The organism is Weissella tructae, from assembly GCF_000732905.1.
In the GTDB taxonomy this organism is placed as follows: Bacteria; Bacillota; Bacilli; order Lactobacillales; family Lactobacillaceae; genus Weissella; species Weissella tructae.
This window is the reverse complement of the sequence record NZ_CP007588.1, coordinates 505,090-527,016: the sequence shown is the minus strand read 5'-3', so window position 1 is coordinate 527,016 and position 21,927 is coordinate 505,090. Positions and strand designations below refer to the sequence as shown.

At 39.8% G+C, this 21,927-nt stretch carries 12 protein-coding genes; all 12 read right to left on the bottom strand.

Translation table 11 applies throughout. The annotated features are described in order from the left end of the window. Positions 1-155: 155 nt before the first annotated feature. Positions 156-1,091 carry an LPXTG cell wall anchor domain-containing protein gene (locus WS08_RS02575; protein ID WP_038566640.1) on the bottom strand — a complete coding sequence of 312 codons (936 nt, stop codon included), beginning with the start codon at positions 1,089-1,091 and terminating at the stop codon, positions 156-158. Beyond that, positions 1,088-6,268, bottom strand: coding sequence for a KxYKxGKxW signal peptide domain-containing protein (locus WS08_RS02570; RefSeq protein WP_038566637.1), 5,181 nt, complete (start codon positions 6,266-6,268; stop codon positions 1,088-1,090). Before WS08_RS02570 ends, WS08_RS02575 begins: the two co-directional genes overlap by 4 nt. Before the next feature lie 517 nt (positions 6,269-6,785). Next, the gene (locus tag WS08_RS02565; protein ID WP_038566635.1) at positions 6,786-12,179 is read right to left on the bottom strand and encodes a DUF5978 domain-containing protein; all 5,394 of its coding nucleotides are present in this window, start codon (positions 12,177-12,179) and stop codon (positions 6,786-6,788) included. Between the two features lie 252 nt (positions 12,180-12,431). Continuing rightward, positions 12,432-13,193 (bottom strand): ribonuclease HII, encoded by a 762-nt coding sequence (locus WS08_RS02560; RefSeq protein WP_009765452.1) that lies wholly within the window; start codon positions 13,191-13,193, stop codon positions 12,432-12,434. After that, positions 13,183-14,061 carry a ribosome biogenesis GTPase YlqF gene (gene ylqF, locus WS08_RS02555; protein WP_009765453.1) on the bottom strand — a complete coding sequence of 293 codons (879 nt, stop codon included), beginning with the start codon at positions 14,059-14,061 and terminating at the stop codon, positions 13,183-13,185. Before ylqF ends, WS08_RS02560 begins: the two co-directional genes overlap by 11 nt. Before the next feature lie 14 nt (positions 14,062-14,075). After that, entirely contained in the window at positions 14,076-14,297 is a 222-nt protein-coding gene (locus tag WS08_RS02550) for a YozE family protein (protein ID WP_009765454.1), read from the bottom strand. Between the two features lie 209 nt (positions 14,298-14,506). Beyond that, a complete protein-coding gene (dld, locus tag WS08_RS02545; RefSeq protein ID WP_009765455.1) occupies positions 14,507-16,189 on the bottom strand; it encodes a D-lactate dehydrogenase in 1,683 nt (560 codons plus the stop codon). A gap of 300 nt (positions 16,190-16,489) precedes the next feature. Beyond that, entirely contained in the window at positions 16,490-17,335 is an 846-nt protein-coding gene (locus WS08_RS02540; protein ID WP_009765456.1) for a DegV family protein, read from the bottom strand. Positions 17,336-17,388: 53 nt separating this feature from the next. Further along, complete coding sequence (locus WS08_RS02535; protein WP_009765457.1) at positions 17,389-18,255, bottom strand: DegV family protein; 867 nt, start codon at positions 18,253-18,255, stop codon at positions 17,389-17,391. Between the two features lie 164 nt (positions 18,256-18,419). Further along, positions 18,420-19,055 carry a copper homeostasis protein CutC gene (locus tag WS08_RS02530; protein WP_009765458.1) on the bottom strand — a complete coding sequence of 212 codons (636 nt, stop codon included), beginning with the start codon at positions 19,053-19,055 and terminating at the stop codon, positions 18,420-18,422. Between the two features lie 196 nt (positions 19,056-19,251). Then, positions 19,252-20,955, bottom strand: a complete 1,704-nt coding sequence (locus WS08_RS02525) for an NFACT RNA binding domain-containing protein (RefSeq protein ID WP_009765459.1) — start codon at positions 20,953-20,955, stop codon at positions 19,252-19,254. Between the two features lie 18 nt (positions 20,956-20,973). Then, entirely contained in the window at positions 20,974-21,909 is a 936-nt protein-coding gene (gene ribF / locus WS08_RS02520) for a riboflavin biosynthesis protein RibF (RefSeq protein WP_009765460.1), read from the bottom strand. Positions 21,910-21,927 lie beyond the last annotated feature (18 nt).

Genomic DNA, 21,927 nt, shown 5'->3' with positions numbered 1-21,927 from the left:
GTCTCCTTAGGTAACACATACCAAAAGAGCGCCTATTCCCCCTAAATTTTACAAAACGTTCAACCAAAAAAAGAACTAGAATTCTAAATTCAAGAATTCTAGCTCTTAATCATATATTGATTTCTAGTCAGTTTTCACCACTAATACTCGTTTCTCTAATCGTTCTTCTTACGACGGAAGTACGTACCAAATGTTCCAAACAGTAATGCAAGTCCACTTAACCCAACACCAGCATTCATATTTGCAGATGCCGTGTTTGGTAATTCAGTCATCAAATCATTGATTTCCTTAACACTTCTTGCATCACTAATTTTGCGTTGAATATCTTGCTTTTCTTGCTTATTCAACTGTGGTAGAGTTCGAACTTCATTAACGGCTTCATCTTTATGTGCGTTGAGATCATCCACATCACCATTAGGTCGTGCGCTACGATTATCGTTTCGCTCTTCCTGTTCACGTTGTGCTTCATCCATTGAATCTTGACGCTTTTGACTTTCCTTCTTAGCGTCTTCCACAATCTTCTTCACATCGTCAGGTGTCTTGGCTTCATCTAACTTCTTTTGTAAGTCTTCTTGTTCTTGCTTTTCGAAGTGAGGTAAGTCCTTGATTTCGTCTAATCCGTTTTTACGTGCGTCATCTAGTTCACGTTGTGCTTCATCAATCGCATCTTGTCGCTTTTGGCTTTCCTTCTTAGCGTCTTCCACAATCTTCTTCACATCGTCAAGTGTCTTAGATTCATCTAACTTCTTTTGCAAGTCTTCTTGTTCTTGCTTATCGAAATGAGGTAAGTCCTTGATTTCTTCTGAACCATTCTTACGCGCGTCATCCAACTCACGTTGCGCTGCATCGAGTGCGTCTTGACGCTTTTGATTTTCGTGTTCAGCCTCTTCTACAATATCATGCAATTCATCTGCTGATACAGCTTCATCAATTCGTTGGTTGATACCATTTTTTTCAGCCTCTGTTAAATGATCCAAAGATTCGATTTGCTTTTTAGATTCTTCTTTATGGAATTCAAGAATGTCATTCACTTTATTGTCACCTTGATTTTCGTGATCAACATCATGATTTTTTTGAACAGCATCATTCAAAATTCCCTTGATTTCATCAAGGTAGAAGCATCATCTAATTGCTTTTTAAAATCATTCTTTTCATCATCAGATAAGTTAGGCAATCCATCAATCTCTTCTGATCCATTCTTGCGTGCGTCTTCTAGTTCACGTTGTGCTTCATCAATTGCATCTTGGCGCTTTTGGCTTTCCTTCTTGGCGTCTTCCACAATCTTATTCACATCGTCTGGTGTCTTAGATTCATCTAACTTCTTTTGCAAGTCTTCTTGTTCTTGCTTATCTAAATGAGGTAAGTCCTTGATTTCGTCTAATCCGTTTTTACGCGCTTCATCGAGTGCATCTTGTCGCTTTTGACTCTCGTCCTTAGCGTCTTCCACAATCTTATTCACATCGTCTGGTGTCTTAGATTCGTCTAACTTCTTTTGCAAGTCTTCTAATTCTTGCTTATCGAAGTGAGGTAAGTCCTTAATTTCTTCTGATCCATTCTTACGTGCGTCTTCTAGTTCACGTTGTGCTTCATCAAGTGCATCTTGTCGCTTTTGGCTTTCCTTCTTAGCGTCTTCCACAATTTTCTTCGCATCATCTGGTGTCTTAGATTCGTCTAACTTCTTTTGCAAGTCTTCTAATTCTTGCTTGTCAAAGTGAGGTAAGTCCTTGATCTCTTCTGATCCGTTCTTACGTGCGTCTTCTAGTTCGCGTTGTGCTTCATCAACTGCATCTTGTCGCTTTTGACTCTCGTCCTTAGCGTCTTCCACAATCTTATTCACATCGTCTGGTGTATTAGATTCGTCTAACTTCTTTTGCAAGTCTTCTAATTCTTGCTTATCGAAGTGAGGTAAGTCCTTAATTTCTTCTGATCCATTCTTACGTGCGTCTTCTAGTTCACGTTGTGCTTCATCCACTGCATCTTGTCGCTTTCGGCTTTCCTTCTTAGCGTCTTCCACAATTTTCTTCGCATCATCTGGTGTCTTGGCGTCGTCTAACTTCTTTTGCAAGTCTTCTAATTCTTGCTTATCGAAGTGAGGTAAGTCCTTAATTTCTTCTGATCCATTCTTACGTGCGTCTTCTAGTTCACGTTGTGCTTCATCAAGTGCATCTTGTCGCTTTTGACTTTCCTTCTTAGCGTCTTCCACAATCTTATTCACATCGTCTGGTGTCTTAGATTCATCTAACTTCTTTTGCAAGTCTTCTTGTTCTTGCTTATCTAAATGAGGTAAGTCCTTGATTTCGTCTAATCCGTTTTTACGCGCTTCATCGAGTGCATCTTGTCGCTTTTGACTCTCGTCCTTAGCGTCTTCCACAATCTTCTTCGCATCATCTGGTGTCTTAGATTCATCTAACTTCTTTTGCAAGTCTTCTAATTCTTGCTTGTCGAAGTGAGGTAAGTCCTTGATCTCTTCTGATCCGTTCTTACGTGCGTCTTCTAGTTCACGTTGTGCTTCATCAATTGCATCTTGTCGCTTTTGGCTTTCCTTCTTAGCGTCTTCCACAATTTTCTTCGCATCATCTGGTGTCTTGGCGTCGTCTAACTTCTTTTGCAAGTCTTCTAATTCTTGCTTATCGAAGTGAGGTAAGTCCTTGATTCCTTCTGAACCGTTCTTACGCGCTTCATCAAGTGCATCTTGTCGCTTGTGGCTTTCCTTCTTAGCGTCTTCCGCAATCTTATTCGCTTCATCTGGTGTCTTGGCGTCGTCTAACTTCTTTTGCAAGTCTTCTAATTCTTGCTTGTCAAAGTGAGGCAAGTCCTTGATCTCTTCTAAACCGTTCTTACGCGCTTCATCAAGTGCATCTTGTCGCTTTTGGCTTTCCTTCTTAGCGTCTTCCGCAATCTTCTTCGCTTCATCTGGTGTCTTGGCTTCATCTAACTTCTTCTGCAAGTCTTCTAATTCTTGCTTATCGAAGTGAGGTAAGTCCTTAATTTCTTTTGATCCATTCTTACGTGCGTCTTCTAGTTCACGTTGTGCTTCATCAAGTGCATCTTGTCGCTTTTGACTTTCCTTCTTAGCGTCTTCCACAATCTTCTTCGCATCATCTGGTGTCTTAGATTCATCTAACTTCTTTTGCAAGTCTTCTAATTCTTGCTTGTCGAAGTGAGGTAAGTCCTTGATTCCTTCTGAACCGTTCTTATGCGCTTCATCAAGTGCATCTTGTCGCTTTTGGCTTTCCTTCTTAGCGTCTTCCACAATCTTCTTCGCTTCATCTGGTGTCTTGGCTTCGTCTAACTTCTTTTGCAAGTCTTCTAATTCTTGCTTGTCGAAGTGAGGTAAGTCCTTGATTCCTTCTGAACCGTTCTTACGCGCTTCGTCGAGTGCATCCTGTCGCTTTTGGCTTTCCTTCTTAGCGTCTTCCGCAATCTTATTCGCTTCATCAGGTGTCTTTGCTTCATCTAACTTCTTTTGCAAGTCTTCTAATTCTTGCTTGTCAAAGTGAGGTAAGTCCTTGATTTCTTCTGAACCGTTCTTACGCGCTTCGTCTAGTGCATCCTGTCGCTTTTGGTTTTCTTTCTTGGCATCTTCTACAATCTTATTAACATCATCAGGCGTCTTTGCGTCTTCTAACTTCTTATGCCAAATTTCTTGATCTGTTTCGTTGAAGTTAGGTAATGCTTGAATTTTTTTCGATCCCTCAACCTGAGCTTCGTTCAAGGCGTTTTGACGCTTTTGACTTTCGTCCTTAGCATCTTCCAAAATTGATTCTACTTCTTCAGGTTTTTTCGCGTCTTCTAGTTGCTTATGCCAATCATCTAAATCTTCCTTATCAAAATGTTGCAGATTATTAATTTCATCCGCTGCATCTCTCTTCAACTCTTGTAACTCAATAGCTTCACGCTTTTCACGTTTAGATTGGTTTAACTGCTCCGCTTCGTTTTGAACATCTTTCACGCCTTGAATATCTTTTTGCTTATTGATGCGATCTTTAAAGGCATTACGTTCATCATCAGAAAGGTCCGTCAATGCCTCAACATCTTTACGAGCCTCATTTTGTGCATCTGACAGACGTTGCAATCGCTCGGATTCACGTAGTTGATTACGTAAAACAACTTCATCCATCTTTTTGTGTACATCATCAGCTGTTTCTGCATTACGAATGGCATCTTCAAATTCTAATAGGTCATCTGAATTCAATTCCGTAAACGACTTTAATTCATTAAGCGCGCTACCTTTAATTTCTTCCAGTTGCTTAGATACACGACGTTCTTCATTTAAGCGAACACCTTCTCCAACAATTTCCAACATTTCTAACAAAACATTTCGTTCTTGTAGACGTTCCTTAAATGAATTCTTTTCCGCTTCATCTAGATATTCCAACGTATCAATTGCGTTCAATGCTTCCTCTAGAAAGTCCTTCATATCCTTATTAAGCTGTTGCATCTTGTCTACGATTTCATTAATTTCGTTAATGGAATTACTATCAAGAATCTTGTCCAGATGTTCCTCATATACGTTCGGCAATTTGCGTTGCAAATGCTCTAGTTTTTCCATTTCTTTTAATGCATCTTTTCGCGCTGCTTCTAATTCTGATTTTTGACGTTGCTTTTCATTTTCCTTGTTCGCATCCCGTAAGGCATCGCGTACTTCACCAATGCTATTTGCATCAGTAATACGTTCAATAAAGCCGTCTTTTTGTGGATTCGTTAAATTAATCAAGTCATCAAGCTTATCTATTGCTTCTTCTTTTTCTTTCCCTAACGCTTCCAAAGATTTACCATTTAAATCTATAGCTTCTAGTCGAAGATTATTTAAGAACTCTTCAATTTCTTCGGCTTGAGAACGTGTTAACTTATCAAGTGTGTAATCACTGAGAAAATTTTCCATTTTAGTATCTAAAAATGTGCGATCATGCTTTGTTAAAGCATCTAGATTATCAAATGTACTCTCAGTTTCTTGAATATCATGATTAACTGATTTTTCACGAATTTCTTTTAAGTTTTCTTCAACTTGCTGCAAAGTCATTGCATTATTAATATTCTGTTCGGCAACTTCTTTTTCCGCTTGTGTTAGATTTGCATCTTGCAATTCACGTAATGCATCTTTTTGAGCATGTCCTTGTAGTTCACTCTCAAAACGTTCTAAGTCAGCTACTGAATTCATATTTGATGATTCTAATTGTTTGTTTAGTTGCATCTTAGTTGATGGATACCAACTAGGGAATTCAGCCATTTTCTTTGAAATTTCAAAGTACTTATTGACGAAGTGGGCAGTTTCACCCATTTGGACAGTCATTGAAGTTGTATTAGGATCTAACCGATCCCAAATACCCCAAATCCGCTTCCCACTATACTCAAAGGTTAGCGCAGCTTCTGGCGGCACATCACCTATAAACGCAATTGATAGTCCAAAGAACAAGCGATAGTCACCCTTCAACACTAATTCTTTGGTGGTATCATTCCACACACCCTTCGTACTATCTTCACCATTACGTAATGATCCACCTGTAATTTGAATTGACTTGTTGTCCACAGCTTTTCGCATCGCGTCGTTCATACGAATACGTAATTCACTTTCGTATGTGAAAACGCCCCCGTCCGTGATCAAATTAATGTCCATTCGAAGTTGATTATTCTTGTCCACATACATAATCATTTCATTATTTAATTTAATATTGTTTTTACCGCTTGTTGAAGTCTTCAACATATGCGAAATATCTTTTCGGGCAATACCATCATTAACCGGTACCGGCTTCGGCTTTGGTGCTTGTTGTACTGACTTCTCTACTTTGTCATTCGTCTTAGCGTCTGTCTGTGCATCGGTACTTGGACGCTCCAACTTATTCGTTGTTTGATCTTCCTCTTTTTGCTCTTCTACAACTTTTTCTGGTTCAACATTCGACGTTTCATCATCTTCCGTGTTATGCACGTCTTTCAAGACATTCTGACTTTCTCCACCCTCTATTTTGATTTGTTTTTCATCTGCCACCGCATTTGAATTAGTTTCGCCATTTGCTGCGTTGATATCTTGTTCTGCTGTTGTTTCTTCTTGAACCTCAGAGAAAGATTGTTCATCTATACCTATTTCATTTTTTTGTTCCTGAATTACGATGGAAACATTCTCATTAAGTGTTTGATCTGACGACACATTTTCTGACCCAAATACAAGTGGTGCAGACATCATCGCTCCAATTAAACTTGCACTAAACACCCATGATTTCCCTGACTTATACATTTTAAAATTTGTGATTTTCATATCATTACGTTCCATACATACATCCTGCTTTCCCATTTTAAATTATAATCATTCTCATAAAGTTATAATATAGGTACCATATGGGCTGAATATTAAAGCTAAATTAAAACCATTTCATATAAAATACATTAAAAATTATTTGAAAAACATTTAGTATAATAAACAATATACAAAAAAGGACATTAGGCTGAATAACAAAACTACTTTTTACGTATTATATAAACTTAATGTCCTTTAATAAAAATATTTATTTAATTAAATTAAAATCACAAAATATAGATATATACCAATTTTTTTAATCGTAATTATTCACAATATAATATATATTAAAATTAAAAAAACAAGTGTTTCCTATCCAAAGGCACCATAAATACCGTTTTGTCCCATTATCATCATGCGTCTAATAACAGCATTCCAGTTCAAAAGACACGAGTTTGCCTGCTCCCAAACTAAAAAAACACGCCTAGAAACAAATTAAACGTTTCTAGGCGTGTTTTCTATTCGTCTATAATTGTGGATTCAAACAATTATATTACTTCTTGCGAAGCTTTGTTAATCCGGCAAATAATCCTGTCAAAGCTAACATCGCCGCACCAAGAGCTGAAACAAGTACGTTAGTTTCTGATCCTGTATTTGGATATGATGCTTCACCCTTTGACTTACCCTTTTCAGGAGTCTTGTTTTCAGGTGTGTTCTTTGAACCATTATTGTTTTGTTCTGGTTGACCAGGCTTACCAGCTTCAATTGGTGTGTAACCAAAGTCAATCATTCCGTTTTCAGGAATAGTAACCTTAATCTTACCGTTCTTATCTCCCTTTGGCTTGTTGTAACCAGGGATTTCTGGCAAATCATTTACATCAACTTCTACAACATCGCCTGGGTGTCCCTTAATAGTTGGGAAATTCTTATCTGTCTTAATTTCCTTACCTGTGTTCTTATCTACAGGACGGCTTTGTGTATCTGGTTGATATGGAATTTCAACTGGCTTTCCATCTTCAGGAATTTGAACCTTAATCTTACCATTCTTGTCAGCCTTTGGCTTTGAGAATCCAGGGATATCAGGCAAATCATTGATATCGATTTCTACCATGTCTCCAGGCTTACCCTTGATACTTGGGAAACTCTTATCAGTCTTGATTTCCTTACCTGTATTCTTGTCCACTGGACGTGAAGGTGTCTTCTTTTCAGTATATGGAATTTCGATTGACTTTCCTTCTTCAGGAACAGTAATCTTGATCTTTCCGTTTTCGTCTGGTGTTGGCTTGTCGTATCCAGGAATGTCAGGCAAGTCGTTGATGTCAATTTCTACAACGTCTCCTGGCTTTCCAGGTACTTCAGGCATCTTTTCACCTTCTGGCAACTTGATTTCCTTACCTGTTTCCTTATCTACCGGAACTGAAGGTGTCTTCTTTTCAGTGTATGGAATTTCGATTGACTTTCCTTCTTCAGGAACAGTAATCTTGATCTTTCCGTTTTCGTCTGGTGTTGGCTTGTCGTATCCAGGAATGTCAGGCAAGTCGTTGATGTCAATTTCTACAACGTCTCCTGGCTTTCCAGGTACTTCAGGCATCTTTTCACCTTCTGGCAACTTGATTTCCTTACCTGTTTCCTTATCTACCGGAACTGAAGGTGTCTTCTTTTCAGTGTATGGAATTTCGACTGACTTTCCTTCTTCAGGAACAGTAATCTTGATCTTTCCATTTTCATCTGGTGTTGGCTTGTCGTATCCAGGAATATCAGGCAAGTCGTTGATATCAATTTCTACAACGTCTCCTGGCTTTCCAGGTACTTCAGGCATCTTTTCACCTTCTGGCAACTTGATTTCCTTACCTGTTTCCTTATCTACCGGAACTGAAGGTGTCTTCTTTTCAGTGTATGGAATTTCGACTGACTTTCCTTCTTCAGGAACAGTAATCTTAATCTTTCCGTTTTCGTCTGGTGTTGGCTTGTCGTATCCAGGAATATCAGGCAAGTCGTTGATGTCAATTTCTACAACGTCTCCTGGCTTTCCAGGTACTTCAGGCATCTTTTCACCTTCTGGCAACTTGATTTCCTTACCTGTTTCCTTATCTACCGGAACTGAAGGTGTCTTCTTTTCAGTATATGGAATTTGAACTGGTCCACCATCCTTAGGAATTTGAACCTTAATCTTTCCGTTTTCGTCTGGTGTTGGCTTGTCATATCCAGGAATGTCAGGCAAGTCGTTGATGTCAATTTCAACTTCTTCCCCTGGGTTCCCAGGTACTTCAGGCATCTTTTCACCTTCTGGTAACTTAATTTCTTCACCCGTCTTTTCATCTACTGGAACAGAAGGTGTCTTCTTTTCAGTATATGGAATTTCGACTGACTTTCCTTCTTCAGGAACAGTAATCTTGATCTTTCCGTTTTCGTCTGGTGTTGGCTTGTCGTATCCAGGAATGTCAGGCAAGTCGTTGATGTCAATTTCTACAACGTCTCCTGGCTTTCCAGGTACTTCAGGCATCTTTTCACCTTCTGGCAACTTGATTTCCTTACCTGTTTCCTTATCTACTGGAACTGAAGGTGTCTTCTTTTCAGTGTATGGAATTTCGATTGGTGATCCATCATCTGGAATCACAATTTCGATTGGTTCCTTTGGCTTTTCGTATCCAGGAATATCAGGCAATTCATCTGGTGTGATAACCTTCTTATCGCCTGACTTTCCTTCCACCTTTGGCATTTCTACGCCATCTGGTACCGGAACCTTATTACCATCCTTATCAACCGGAACTGTTGGCACTTCCTTCTTTTCTGGTTGTGGGTCAGGCTTTGGTAGCTTCTCGTACGGAATTTCGATTGGTGATCCATCATCTGGCATCACAACTTCAATCGGTTCCTTTGGCTTTTCGTATCCAGGAACATCAGGCAATTCGTCTGGTGTGATAACCTTCTTATCGCCTGACTTTCCTTCCACCTTTGGCATTTCCACACCATCTGGTGCCAGAATCTTATTTCCATCCTTATCAACCGGAATTGTCGGCACTTCCTTCTTTTCTGGTTGTGGTTCAGGCTTTGGATCTGGTAGCTTCTCGTATGGAATTGCGATCGGTGAGCCATCATCTGGAATCACAACTTCGATTGGTTCCTTTGGCTTCTCGTATCCAGGGATATCAGGCAATTCGTCTGGTGTAATAACCTTCTTATCTCCTGGGTTTCCTTCCACCTTTGGCATTTCCACACCATCTGGTACTGGAATCTTGTTTCCGTCCTTATCAACCGGAATTGTTGGTGTCTTGCCTTCTTCAGGTTGTGGATCTGGCGTTGGTTCAGGCTTTGGATCTGGTTGCTTCTCGTATGGAATTTCGATCGGTGAGCCATCATCTGGAATCACAACTTCGATTGGTTCCTTTGGCTTTTCGTATCCAGGAATATCAGGTAGTTCGTCTGGTGTAATAACCTTCTTATCTCCTGGCTTTCCTTCCACCTTCGGCATTTCCACACCATCTGGCACCGGAATCTTGTTTCCATCCTTATCAACCGGAATTGTTGGTACTTCCTTCTTTTCTGGTTGTGGATCTGGTTTTGGTTCAGGATTTGGATCCGGTAGCTTTTCGTATGGAATTTCGATTGGTGAACCATCATCTGGAATCACGACTTCGATTGGTTCCTTTGGCTTCTCGTATCCAGGGATATCCGGCAATTCGTCTGGCGTAATCACCTTCTTATCTCCTGGCTTTCCTTCCGCCTTTGGCATTTCTACGCCATCTGGAACTGGAATCTTATTACCATCTTCATCTACCGGAATCGTTGGTACTTCCTTCTTTTCTGGTTGTGGGTCTGGATCTGGCTTTGGCGTTGGTTCAGGCTTTAGATCTGGTAGCTTTTCGTACGGAATTTCGATTGGTGATCCATCATCTGGAATCACAACTTCGATTGATTCCTTTGGTTTCTCGTATCCAGGGATATCCGGCAATTCGTCTGGCGTAATCACCTTCGTATCTCCTGGTTTTCCTTCCGCCTTTGGCATTTCTACGCCATCTGGAACTGGAATCTTATTACCATCTTCATCTACCGGAATTGTCGGAACTTCCTTCTTTTCTGGTTGTGGTTCAGGCTTTGGATCTGGTAGTTTCTCGTAAGGAATTTCGATTGGTGAGCCATCATCTGGGATCACAACTTCGATTGGTTCCTTTGGCTTTTCATATCCAGGAATATCAGGAACTTCATCCGGCGTAATAATCTTTTTATCTCCCGGCTTTCCTTCTACCTTTGGCAGTTCCACACCATCTGGTACCAAAATCTTGTTTCCGTCTTCATCTACCGGAATTGTCGGAACTTCCTTCTTTTCTGGTTCTGGTTCAGGCTTTGGCTCTAGTAGCTTCTCGTATGGAATTTCAATTGATGCGCCATCATCCGGTATCACAACTTCGATTGGTTCCTTTGGCTTTTCATATCCAGGAATATCAGGTAATTCGTCTGGTGTGATAACCTTCTTGTCTCCTGGCTTTCCTTCTACCTTTGGCATTTCCACACCATCTGGTACGGAAATCTTGTTTCCGTCTTCATCTACCGGAATTGTCGGAACTTCCTTCTTTTCTGGTTGTGGGTCTGGCTTTGGTTCTGTTAGCTTTTCGTATGGAATTTCAATTGATGCGCCGTCATCTGGAATCACAACTTCGATTGGTTCCTTTGGCTTTTCATATCCAGGAATATCAGGCACTTCATCAGGCGTAATAATCTTTTTATCTCCCGGCTTTCCTTCTACCTTTGGCATCTCCATGCCATCTGGTACCGGAATTTCATTACCATCTTCATCCACAGGGATAGTTGGCACTGTAATCACTTTGTTAGGCACAGTTGTCGTATCTGGAATACGCTTAATGGTTTTGTCGCCTGGTTTGTTGGCAAAAACAGTATAATCATCATTCGGATTAATCACATGATCCTTAGGAACCGAAATCTCCCATGTTCCATCACTATTAATTAAGCCACTACCAATGACATTTCCATTTTGATCTTTAACTTCAAATTCATCGCCTGGATGGCCCGTCCCAGTCATTACGGTATCTTCCAATTCAACTTGGTGAATTTTTGGATTCTCAGCTAGTTCATAAAAAGATAATGAGTCTAATCTGAATTGCTGTAGGTTAACTGCTGTACCAGTTGAACCAGCCACACCAAATGCAATTGGGCCCATATCGTCATTTAAGAAATCTCGCAATGTTCGTGTCCACACTTGGCCGTCATACACAATACTTACATTTCCAGTTGCAGCACGGTAATCAATGACAACATCCTTAAATTCATTGTTACTAGGTTCATCAATTTGTTTTGGCATTGACCATGGTTCACTCTCATCTTCCCATGTAATTGCTCGAACATTTTCGTCATTGTAGACAAACGAACCAAATGATTTTCCTTTTAAAAATTCAGGGTCTTTTTCAGCAATTCCTGATGAATTTCCATTCCAATATGTGTCAAATTTGAAGCCAAATCCATCAACAATACCCCCAATACCAATGGCACCACCCACGTTCCCAACTTGGTTAATGTCACCTGGATGAAAGACAAATCCCACTCCGTCTCCACCACGTTCTAATCCATTTCCTTTAATGGGTTGTCCATTGGAATTATCGCCTAAATTCAAGCCACCCTGTAATAGAAAATCTTCATTCGGATTAAAGTGTTCTTTTAATTTAACATTTCCACTTTGCTTTCGTTTCTTTTCAGTTAACGTTACAATCCCTGATTCTTGATCATATGTTGCGGATCCATTCATATCAAAATAATCACTAAAATTTTCTTTAGTGATTTCGACTAAATATTTCGTTGCTGAAAGTTCTTGCGTACCAGCAATATTAATTTGTGCTCCCATTACCATATTTGTTTCATCTACAACAGCAAGCCCCGCTAAGACAGCTGCTGAAAACACCCATATTTTCCCTGCTTTATACATTTTGAATCGCATAGTTCCCCCACTAATTGTAAGTGACAATAAATTAAAACTATTATAGTTTAAATTTTTGAAACGTTCAACAATTTTTAAACAAAAACATTATGGAAAGTTAGCAATTATAACATATACCAATTACATAATTAATCAGATAAAAATACTATCATCAAATTCAAACCTCAGTCCCGCACTCCATATATCCACTCTACGTACAAAATAAAACACCAATTAGTTCGATATAGACTAATTGGTGTTTTGGGATATGCATTATTTTAGATATTTCATGACTGGACTAAACGTTTTACGATGAATTGGTGTGACACCTAATTCATCCAGCGCTGTTAAATGCTGTTTTGTGCCATACCCTGCATGATTTTCAAAACCATAGCCAGGGTATTTCTGAGCATATTCCGTCATCAACGCATCTCGATAATTTTTAGCTAAGATGGATGCAGCACCAATACTGATACTACGATCATCACCTTTAATTAGCTTTTCTTGTGGTTGTGGTAAGTCTACCGTCATCGCATCAAGCAAGAGTTCGTCTGGCTGTGTTGGCAATTTCTCAATTGCTTCTTTCATTGCAATCCGACTTGCTTCATAAATATTAACGTCATCGATAACGTCAGCATCAATCACACTAAACGCATATGCGACAACTTGCGATTTAATATCAGCATCTAATGCTTCGCGCTTTACTTGTGACAATTGTTTCGAATCATGCACACTAATCAAATCAAACGAATCATCAATAACAACAGCACATGCGACAACTGGACCAGCAAGTGGACCACGCCCCACTTCGTCTACGCCAGCGACGGTTAAACCACGTCCCCAGGCATCATGTTCAAAGCTTAATCGCTCATTAAAAGCATCAGTATCAGCTTTTGCTTTGGCTGCTCTTTTTGCTTCTTGGGCTAATAACTTTTGCACACCTTGGCGTGTATCAGCTTGCCAACGTGTTAAATCTTCTTGTGACGCTCCTGCCGCTAATTGCGCTTTAATACTCGCAATTGTTTCATTCGGCATCTTCTTGAACCTCACCAATATTATCAGATGGTACTTCAACCGTGTATGGACCAAGCTTACCACGACGTAAGTCGATCAACATACGTTCGGCTGCACGATTGTAATCATCCTTGAAACCAAGCTTCTTTGTAATCAACAATAGCACATCAACATCTGACATTGTTTCAAATGCATCTTCAGGTAAATGGTAACGTTCCACGATTGCTTGTGGGTTATATTCACGCATAAACTTAAGGGTTACCAATGCAATATCATCTAAATTAACTAGTTGATCCTTAATGGCTCCTGTCATGGCTAGGTGTTGACCCACACGCTTATCTTCAAACTTTGGCCATAGCACACCAGGTGTGTCTAGCAATTCTAAGTTAGTTGGTGTTTTCAACCATTGTAACTTCTTTGTAACTCCAGGACGGTCCCCTGTAATCGCAACGTTCTTTGTTACTAAGTGGTTCAAAAGCGTTGACTTTCCAACGTTAGGAATTCCAGCAACTAATGCACGAATTGACTTATCCTTAACCCCTTTTTCTGCCAACGCAGCCCACTTGTCAGCTAAGACATTACGAGCTGCTTTAGTAATCATTTGTGGCGTCTTGTGATTACGTGTATCTAGGGCCACAACATTCATCCCTTGTTGACGGAAGTAACGTAACCATTCATTTGTACGTTCTGGATCTGCCAAGTCAGTTTTTGTCATAATCATCAAACGTGGCTTATCACCTAAAACCTTATCTAATTCTGGATTACGTGATGAAACTGGGATACGTGCATCGACTAATTCGAAGACAATATCAACGTGCTTCATGTTTTCGCGCATTAAGCGAAAGGCTTTCGCCATGTGACCTGGATACCATTGAATAATTTGTGCCATGTTTATGTCCTTTCCTATCCTTCTGAAGCTTGGTACATTTCCCAAGCTTCATCGAAAGTTGTCATACTGTGTAAATAAGGCGCGTTAATCTCTAAGTAATTCGAAATTTCATCGAAATCTTGACTTTGCTTCGGAAATTGCAAGTCATAGAATGCGCCATTTGCAAATTGTTGCACATCAGTTTGTGCAATTGGATTCTGTTCTGTCATCAACCAGCTATAAAATGGACGGTGCATACTGAGCCTCCCTTATAATCAAATGTATTGACCCATTTTAGCACATTTTGCGCTTAAAAAAGCCACTAGGCGCCATATTTGCATCGTGTTCTCGCATTTATGCACGATTATATCGGACAACCATTAAAAAAACCGTTAGAAACAATTGTTTCTAACGGTTTTTTAGTGCATTACGAACACACTTTAATGCCTGTTACATACTTGCAATTTTAGAATTCTTGCCAATATTTATGCATTGTTGTCTTACCCACACCTGGGTTAAAACTATTAGTTGGATCATTCTTCTTGTAATGCGCGACCAAAGTTGGCGCGGCATGGTACATATGTCCAACATTATGTTCCGCAGGGTAAATAGCGCCACGTTGATCAAGAATCTCTAACATTTCTGCTTTGACTTCGTGTGGGTCAACACCCTTCTTAATGATGTAATCCTGGTGCATAACGTGTGATAAGAAATGACCGTAGTATAATTTATGTTCGATTTTATTATCCAATGATTCTGGTAATACTTCGAACCAATTATCATCATTTCGACGCAAAGCGATGTCTAATGCCAACAAGTCATCAACTTCAGTTTGATGCACTTCTTGATATCGAATAGCTGCTCCAGCGGCCACGAATCGGTGCAAAGAAGCCTTCTTTTCTTCAGCAGGTGTACATTCAAAGTAATCACCTTCTGCTTCTGCAAACAACATTTGCAAATATTCACGTGCTTCTTGAATCCCTGCTCCAGACATCTTCAATTGCAAATGGTGTTCATATTGATCACGATAATTTTCCATTTGTTCAGGCAATTGATTTGGAATAACAACCCCCATCTTTTGCATCAAACGGTCTGGGAAATATGGCTTGAACACTGGAATATGGTCTAGCATACGTTCTGCCGTTGCTTTCATACCAAACAAAAATGGCAATGCATCCGTTCCTAACTTATCAATGACCACTAATGAGTCTTTTCCATACTTCTTTGCAATGTCATATGCGTCTCGGTGCATGTATTCACCTGACACTGGCATATTCTCAAATTCACTCAATGCTTGACGTCGAATTTCTTCTAAGACATGCGTATCATTGGTTCCAATATAGAACATCATAGATTCTGGTTCTTTTTGGAACGTATCTAGACGCACCGCAAATGCCGCAACCTTTCCAGATGCTCCAGACACTTCATACAATTGATTAGGATCAGCGTTATAACTTGCAGGTGAGTCAGCATCAACATCACGAACACGTTCACGATATGACTTGTTGTGTGCTGCATGTTCAGAAGCTGGTACTGCATCAACATCGAAGTTTCTTGTTTCTAAATTCGTAATAATCTCTTCAGGCGTATTTCCCAATTCAATCCCCAAGTGATTTACTAGTGTCAATTCATTGTCTTCGTTGATACGTGCGTATAGTGATAATTCAGTATACGCAGGTCCACGATTAACCAAGGCACCACCTGAATTATTGTTAATTCCACCAATAACTGTGGCACCCAATGTTGAAGATCCAATAACTGAATGTGGCTCACGTTCAATTGGCTTCAATGTGTTTTCAAGCGCAAACAAAGTTGTTCCGGGGAACGCTAGTACTTGCTCTCCTTCATTAATCAATTGAACACCCTTAATACGGATACCATTAACCACAACAACTTCACGATCATAACCAGTAGTTGGCACAGATCCTTCTGTCAAACTTGTATTGGCAGCTTGCATAATGATAACAATGTTATTTGCATGTAGAATTTCTAGTACATGCCACAGTTCCATCAATGACCCTGGTTGTACAACTGCTAATGCTGGACCATTCCCTGAACGATACCCTTTACGGTAGCGTAATGATTTCGCAGCATTTGTGATAACATGTTTCTTCCCAACAACTTCATACAATTCTGATACTACTGACATTCCCTTTACCCCTATTCCTAGTAAAATCCCCTTCAGTATGACATTAATCCATTAAATTAAAATCATAACGGTTACTACACCTATAAATGTAAACGTTTACTATAACCATGTCAAGGTTGTAACCCTATTCCCCCTAAGAACTTGCACGTTTTTTTGACATCTCTTTTCCAGGCAATCACCAAATCCAATTAATGCACCATCTTAAAGAACTTGATTTTGCATTAAAATACATTCACTTGCCATAACAAGACCATAAAAAAATATCGTTAGAAACGTATTAGTTTCCAACGATATTCTAAATTAATTCGTAATGTAGCTAAATCCAAGCGCTCCAGGCCCTGTGTGCGTTGACACTGTTGGTGATGTTTGCCCAACAGTAATCGTTGCATCAGGGAAAGCTGCCTTCAATTCTTCTGCAAAGGCGTCTGCCTTTTCTAATGCATCTGCATGTGAAATATGTGCTGCTTTAATTCCAGCTTCAACAGCCTTCATTTCTTCTAGCACACCATTCAAGTACTTCTTTGTAGACTTAGCACCACGTCCCTTAACTTCAACGTTGATGTTTCCTTCTACGACGTGTGCACCAATTTGAATGTTAATCAATCCAGCAACAAATCCTGCGGTCTTTGATAAACGACCACCGGCTACCAAATTATGCAAATCAGCAATTGTTAAGTACAATTCTGTCTTATCATGCGCATCCTTAATGGCCGCTAGAACTTCTTCCTTTGATCCACCATTCGCAGCCACTTCAGCAGCCGCTAGGACTTGGAAAGCTTCCGCACGGTCAATAAAATCAGAATCCACAACTGTGATATCTGCGTTGACCATACGTGCTGCTTGTTCAGCCGCATTAGCTGTTCCTGACAATCCCTTGCTCAAATGAATTGAAACGATTTCAATATCATCGCCAGCAACACTCTCATAAGCATCAGTAAATACACCCAATGATGGTTGTGATGTTGTGGGTAGGTTGTCTGCCGCAGCCATTTGCGTCATAAATTCTTCACGTGTAATCGTGACATTATCTTGATGAATTTTACCATCCACCATCACTGTTAGTGGAACAACGGTAATATCCAACTTTTCAGCTTCTTCGGATGAAATCAAGGCAGCTGAATCTGTAACAATTTTAACCTTTGCCATATCTTTTTCCCTCATCATTTCTGCGCTGACGCGCAAATCATGTTTAATTTTTTTTACAATGAATCTGGTTCACGCATCCAAGCCAAAGCAATTGCACCAGAACCTAAGTGAGTCCCAATAACTGGTCCAAAGTAAGACAAGTCAAATGGTACGTCCGGATACTTTTCTTGCATCGCATCACGGAACTTTTCTCCAGCTTCTAGGCTATTACCATGTACTACTAGGCCATGTAATGGATAATCAGCTTCTTCTTTTGCTTGCACAAACAAATCTTCTGCACGTCCAAGCGCTTTCTTCATTGAACGCACTTTTTCAAACGGCACAATATAATTTGATTCATTATCAAATGTCAAAATAGGCTTAACACGTAACATTGATCCTAGGATGGCAGATGCATTTGACAAACGCCCTCCACGAGCCAAGTTTTGCAAATCATCCACCACAAAGTATTCATCAATTGTTGGTGTTAATTGATTCAATACTGTTAAGATTTCGTCCATGCTCTTCCCAGCTTCCGCCATTTGAGCAGCTTTCAAAACCAACAATCCCATAATACGAACTGTTAACTTTGAGTCATAACTGTGAACCTTAAATCCATCAATTGCATTTTCTAAACTAGCAACTGTATTAACGGTTCCAGAAATTGTTGATGACAAACTAATTACCAAGGCTTCATCGTACCCATCGGCTTTTAGTTGTTCAAATAATTCTAACCATTCCCCTGTGGCCGGCTGAGAAGTCTTAGGAAATTCAGCTGATGAGGCTAGTAGGTCATAAAATTCATCAGTTGTGAAATCAACGCCTTCTTTATACATCTTGTTGTCGATAATAACAGGAATTGGCATCACATTGATATTAAACTTTTTAACTTCGTCTTCTGTTAAATATGAAGTTGAATCAGTCACGATCGCGAGTGTCATCAAATAATCTCCTTTTAATTTTTAGTACTGCAAGTGTTCTGCGTACTTTCTTGGCGTCTTGCCCATGTGTAATATAATACCACAAACCGACACACAAATAAAAACAAATAGGATACGTCATTAACAATTTATTTTACGTATCAATTTTAAAAACGTCCATTAAATTAAAAAGATACAATACGACTTCCGTGTACTTCATCAACACCTAGTTCGGACGCAATTTCGACTGCATTAACAAATGTAATGCCACCACCTGGTAAGATAGCCATTCCTTCAGGTGTCCAAGCAATCGTCTGTTTTAATGATTCTAGACACATATCAATTGAATCTGTTAATGGCCCACCATGTGTTAAGACGCGAATGACATGATTGCGCGCTAACCATTCAAGACTTTGTGCCCGATAATCAAGTGGTATTTCATCAAATGCCATATGAAAGACAACCTGCATTGGTTTCGCTGCTTCTAATAGCTTCACCATCGCACATCGATCTAAATGCCCTTGAGCATCCAATGCACCAAATGTGACATAGTGCACACCTAATGAACGATATAACTTCAATGTTTGAATCATTTCGGTAATCTCGTCATGTGTATACACAAAATCACCACCTCTAGGGCGAACCATAACCACTAAGTCAATGTTAGCGGCCGTCGTTAGCCCTACTGCTTCGGCCACGGTATCCTCATCTGGACTGACGCCACCTACTGATAGATCAGCACTTAATTCCACACGTTCAACACCCGCTTGAATTGCGTTATGAATTGTTTCAATATCCGCTACAGCTATTTCACGAATCATATTTCATCCTCCTGAATGCGCTTTCTTTCTTTAGAATATCAGATTTTCATCTAATAAACCGTTTTAATAGAAAACATAAGGATTACTTAGACATTTCTCAATACTGTAAATCCCTTTAAAAATATAGAACTCAAAAGATTTTATCCAGGTGTATAAAAAAAGACTAAAATGAATGTCGTCATTTCAGTCTTCCAAATTATTCAGCTGGCTTATTTTTACGTAATTGTTCAACTGCCGCCAAGGTTGGTGTTACGGTGATAGTTGTTTGTCCTTCAAAGATAACAAATCCTGGCTTAGATCCGTTTGGCTTACGCAAACGACGAACAGGCAAATAATCAACTGGTACATGAGCAGACTCACGCGCTTTTGAGAAGTACGCTGCTAACATAGCCCCTTCGGTTAAGGTGTCATCACTCGGTGCATCAGAATGGATAATAACGTGTGATCCTGGAATATCCTTTGTGTGCATCCAAATATCTGACTTAGCAGATGTTTTCATTGAAAGACGCTCATTTTGTAAGTTATTCTTTCCCACTTCAATCATTGTTCCATCAGTTGCGTAAAACTTTTCAGGTTGACTCGTTTGTGGCTTTTGCTTCTTCTTTGTTTGTTCACGTAAGTAACCACCTTGTACCAATTCTTGTCGAATTTCTTCAACGTCCTTTGGACTGGCAATTTCAATTTGAGCTAACAAATTCTCGAAATAATCAATTTCTGTTTGTGCAATCGCACGTTGTTCATTTAAGAACTTAACAGATGCTTTTAGCTTATTGTATTTCGTGAAGTAACGTTGCGCATTTTGTGATGGTCCTAATTGATTAGACAATGCGATATCTAATGGCGCATTGTCTTCGTAGTAATTAGGTAATGTAATACTAGTAGACCCACGTTCAATTTGGTGCATGTAGGTTGTTAGTAACTCACCCTTTACCTTGAACTCATCTGCACCCGCAGCGGCATCTAATTCCTTTTGTTGTTTAGCCATCTTAGTCATGTTTTTCTTCAATTCATTACGCACAACACGTAACACATTTGAAGCTTGTTGGTTAACACGATCACGTTCTGACTTTCCAGCAAAATAGGCATCCAAAAGTGCGCTTAGTGTTGGATAGGCTTGTTCTTGCCCTGGTACTGTTAGCCACTTGAATGGCACAAAAGTCATCTTTTGTGCTTCCGTCATTAATAATGGCGCTGGTGTTTCAAAATTGGCTAACCACGCTTGTGCGTGCGCCATTGCATCACCTGGTTGTTGCACGACATGCGCCAGTTCTAACGCTGAATCGCGGGCAAATCCTTGGAAACGCTTTTGAATCGCTTTTGCTAATTCTTCAGTATCTTGAATATCTAAAATTAAATTAGCCAAACCAGTTAGATCCGTGTATGGATTAATCACATCTTGCTTTGGTGGTAAAATATATTGCCCACCTGGCATTAGTGTACGCACACGATTTTGGTCTGCTGGGACGTGCTTAATCAAATCAATAATACGGTCTGATTCACCATCAACTAAGAATAAGTTTGAATGACGACCCATCATTTCTAGAATCAAAACAGTTTTCTCAGCATCACCCATTTCATTACGACCAGAAATTACCAAACGCACAATTCGATCATTTTCGACTTGTTCAATACGTAGTAATTGCGCCCCTTCAAGATGCTTACGCAACATCATTGCAAAGTTTGGTGCTGTTTGTGGGTTCTTGTATTTAATTTCTGAAATTTGCATACGTGCTAATGACGGATGCGCACTCAACAATACCGGATAGTTCTTACGATTGTTTCGGATTACCAAAAACACTTCATTCGGGTATGGTTGGTGAATCTTCATGATTCGACCACCAGCCAGTGTTTCATTTAATTCGGTAACCATGGCATGTGTAAATAGACCATCAAATGACATTTACAGTACCTCCTTCATTTATTGTTTTGCAAAATAGGCACGTGTATCGATTTCGTCTTGGTGTAATTGTGTTACCAAATTTTCCGCAGTTGTGAATTTCACTTCACCACGTAGATATTGTAACCATTCCACATTAACTGATTCACCATAGATATTTTGCTTAAAATCTAAAATATTAATTTCAACTGTTTTCGGACGATTTTCACCAAATGTCACATTGTAACCAATTGATGCCATCCCAGGATACCAAGTATCTCCAACACGTAATCGAACAACATATACCCCGACCATTGGTAGACGTTCTAAATTAGGTGTTTCGATATTTGCAGTAGGAAAACCTAACTCACGTCCACGCGCTTCACCATGTACAACGGTCCCAGATGTTTGATATGGGCGTGTTAATAGTGTATTTAATGTTGGTAGGTCACCTTCATCTAACATCGCACGTGCGTCACGAGACGCGCTCTCACGCCCGTCACTCAGCACCTTTGGAATTTCAATGACGTCAAAGCGGCCATGACTGTACATTGGCAAATGGGCCATGTCAGCATCCACTTGACCATATGTGTGATCAAATCCCGCAACCGCTACTTGCGCATTTAAGCCAACAATATAATTGTCCACGAATGTTTGAGGTGCTTGTGCTGAATAACTAGCCGTAAAATTCATCACATAGGTTTTATCAACCCCTAGTTCAGCTAACAATTCTAACTTGCGTGGTAATGTTGTTAAATACTGCAATGGTGCATCGTAAGTCTTAAATACAACAGAGGCGTGATGATCATATGTTAGGACAGCTAATTTCACACCTAATTCATCCGCTTTAGCTTTCGCAACTGCTAATACTTCACGATGTCCAGCATGTAATCCGTCAAAGAAACCCATTGCTAATACAACAGGCTCTTTGGCGATTGTGTCATGATCAATTGGATGATGTAAATGTACAATCTCCATATTAGACTCTCCATTTCT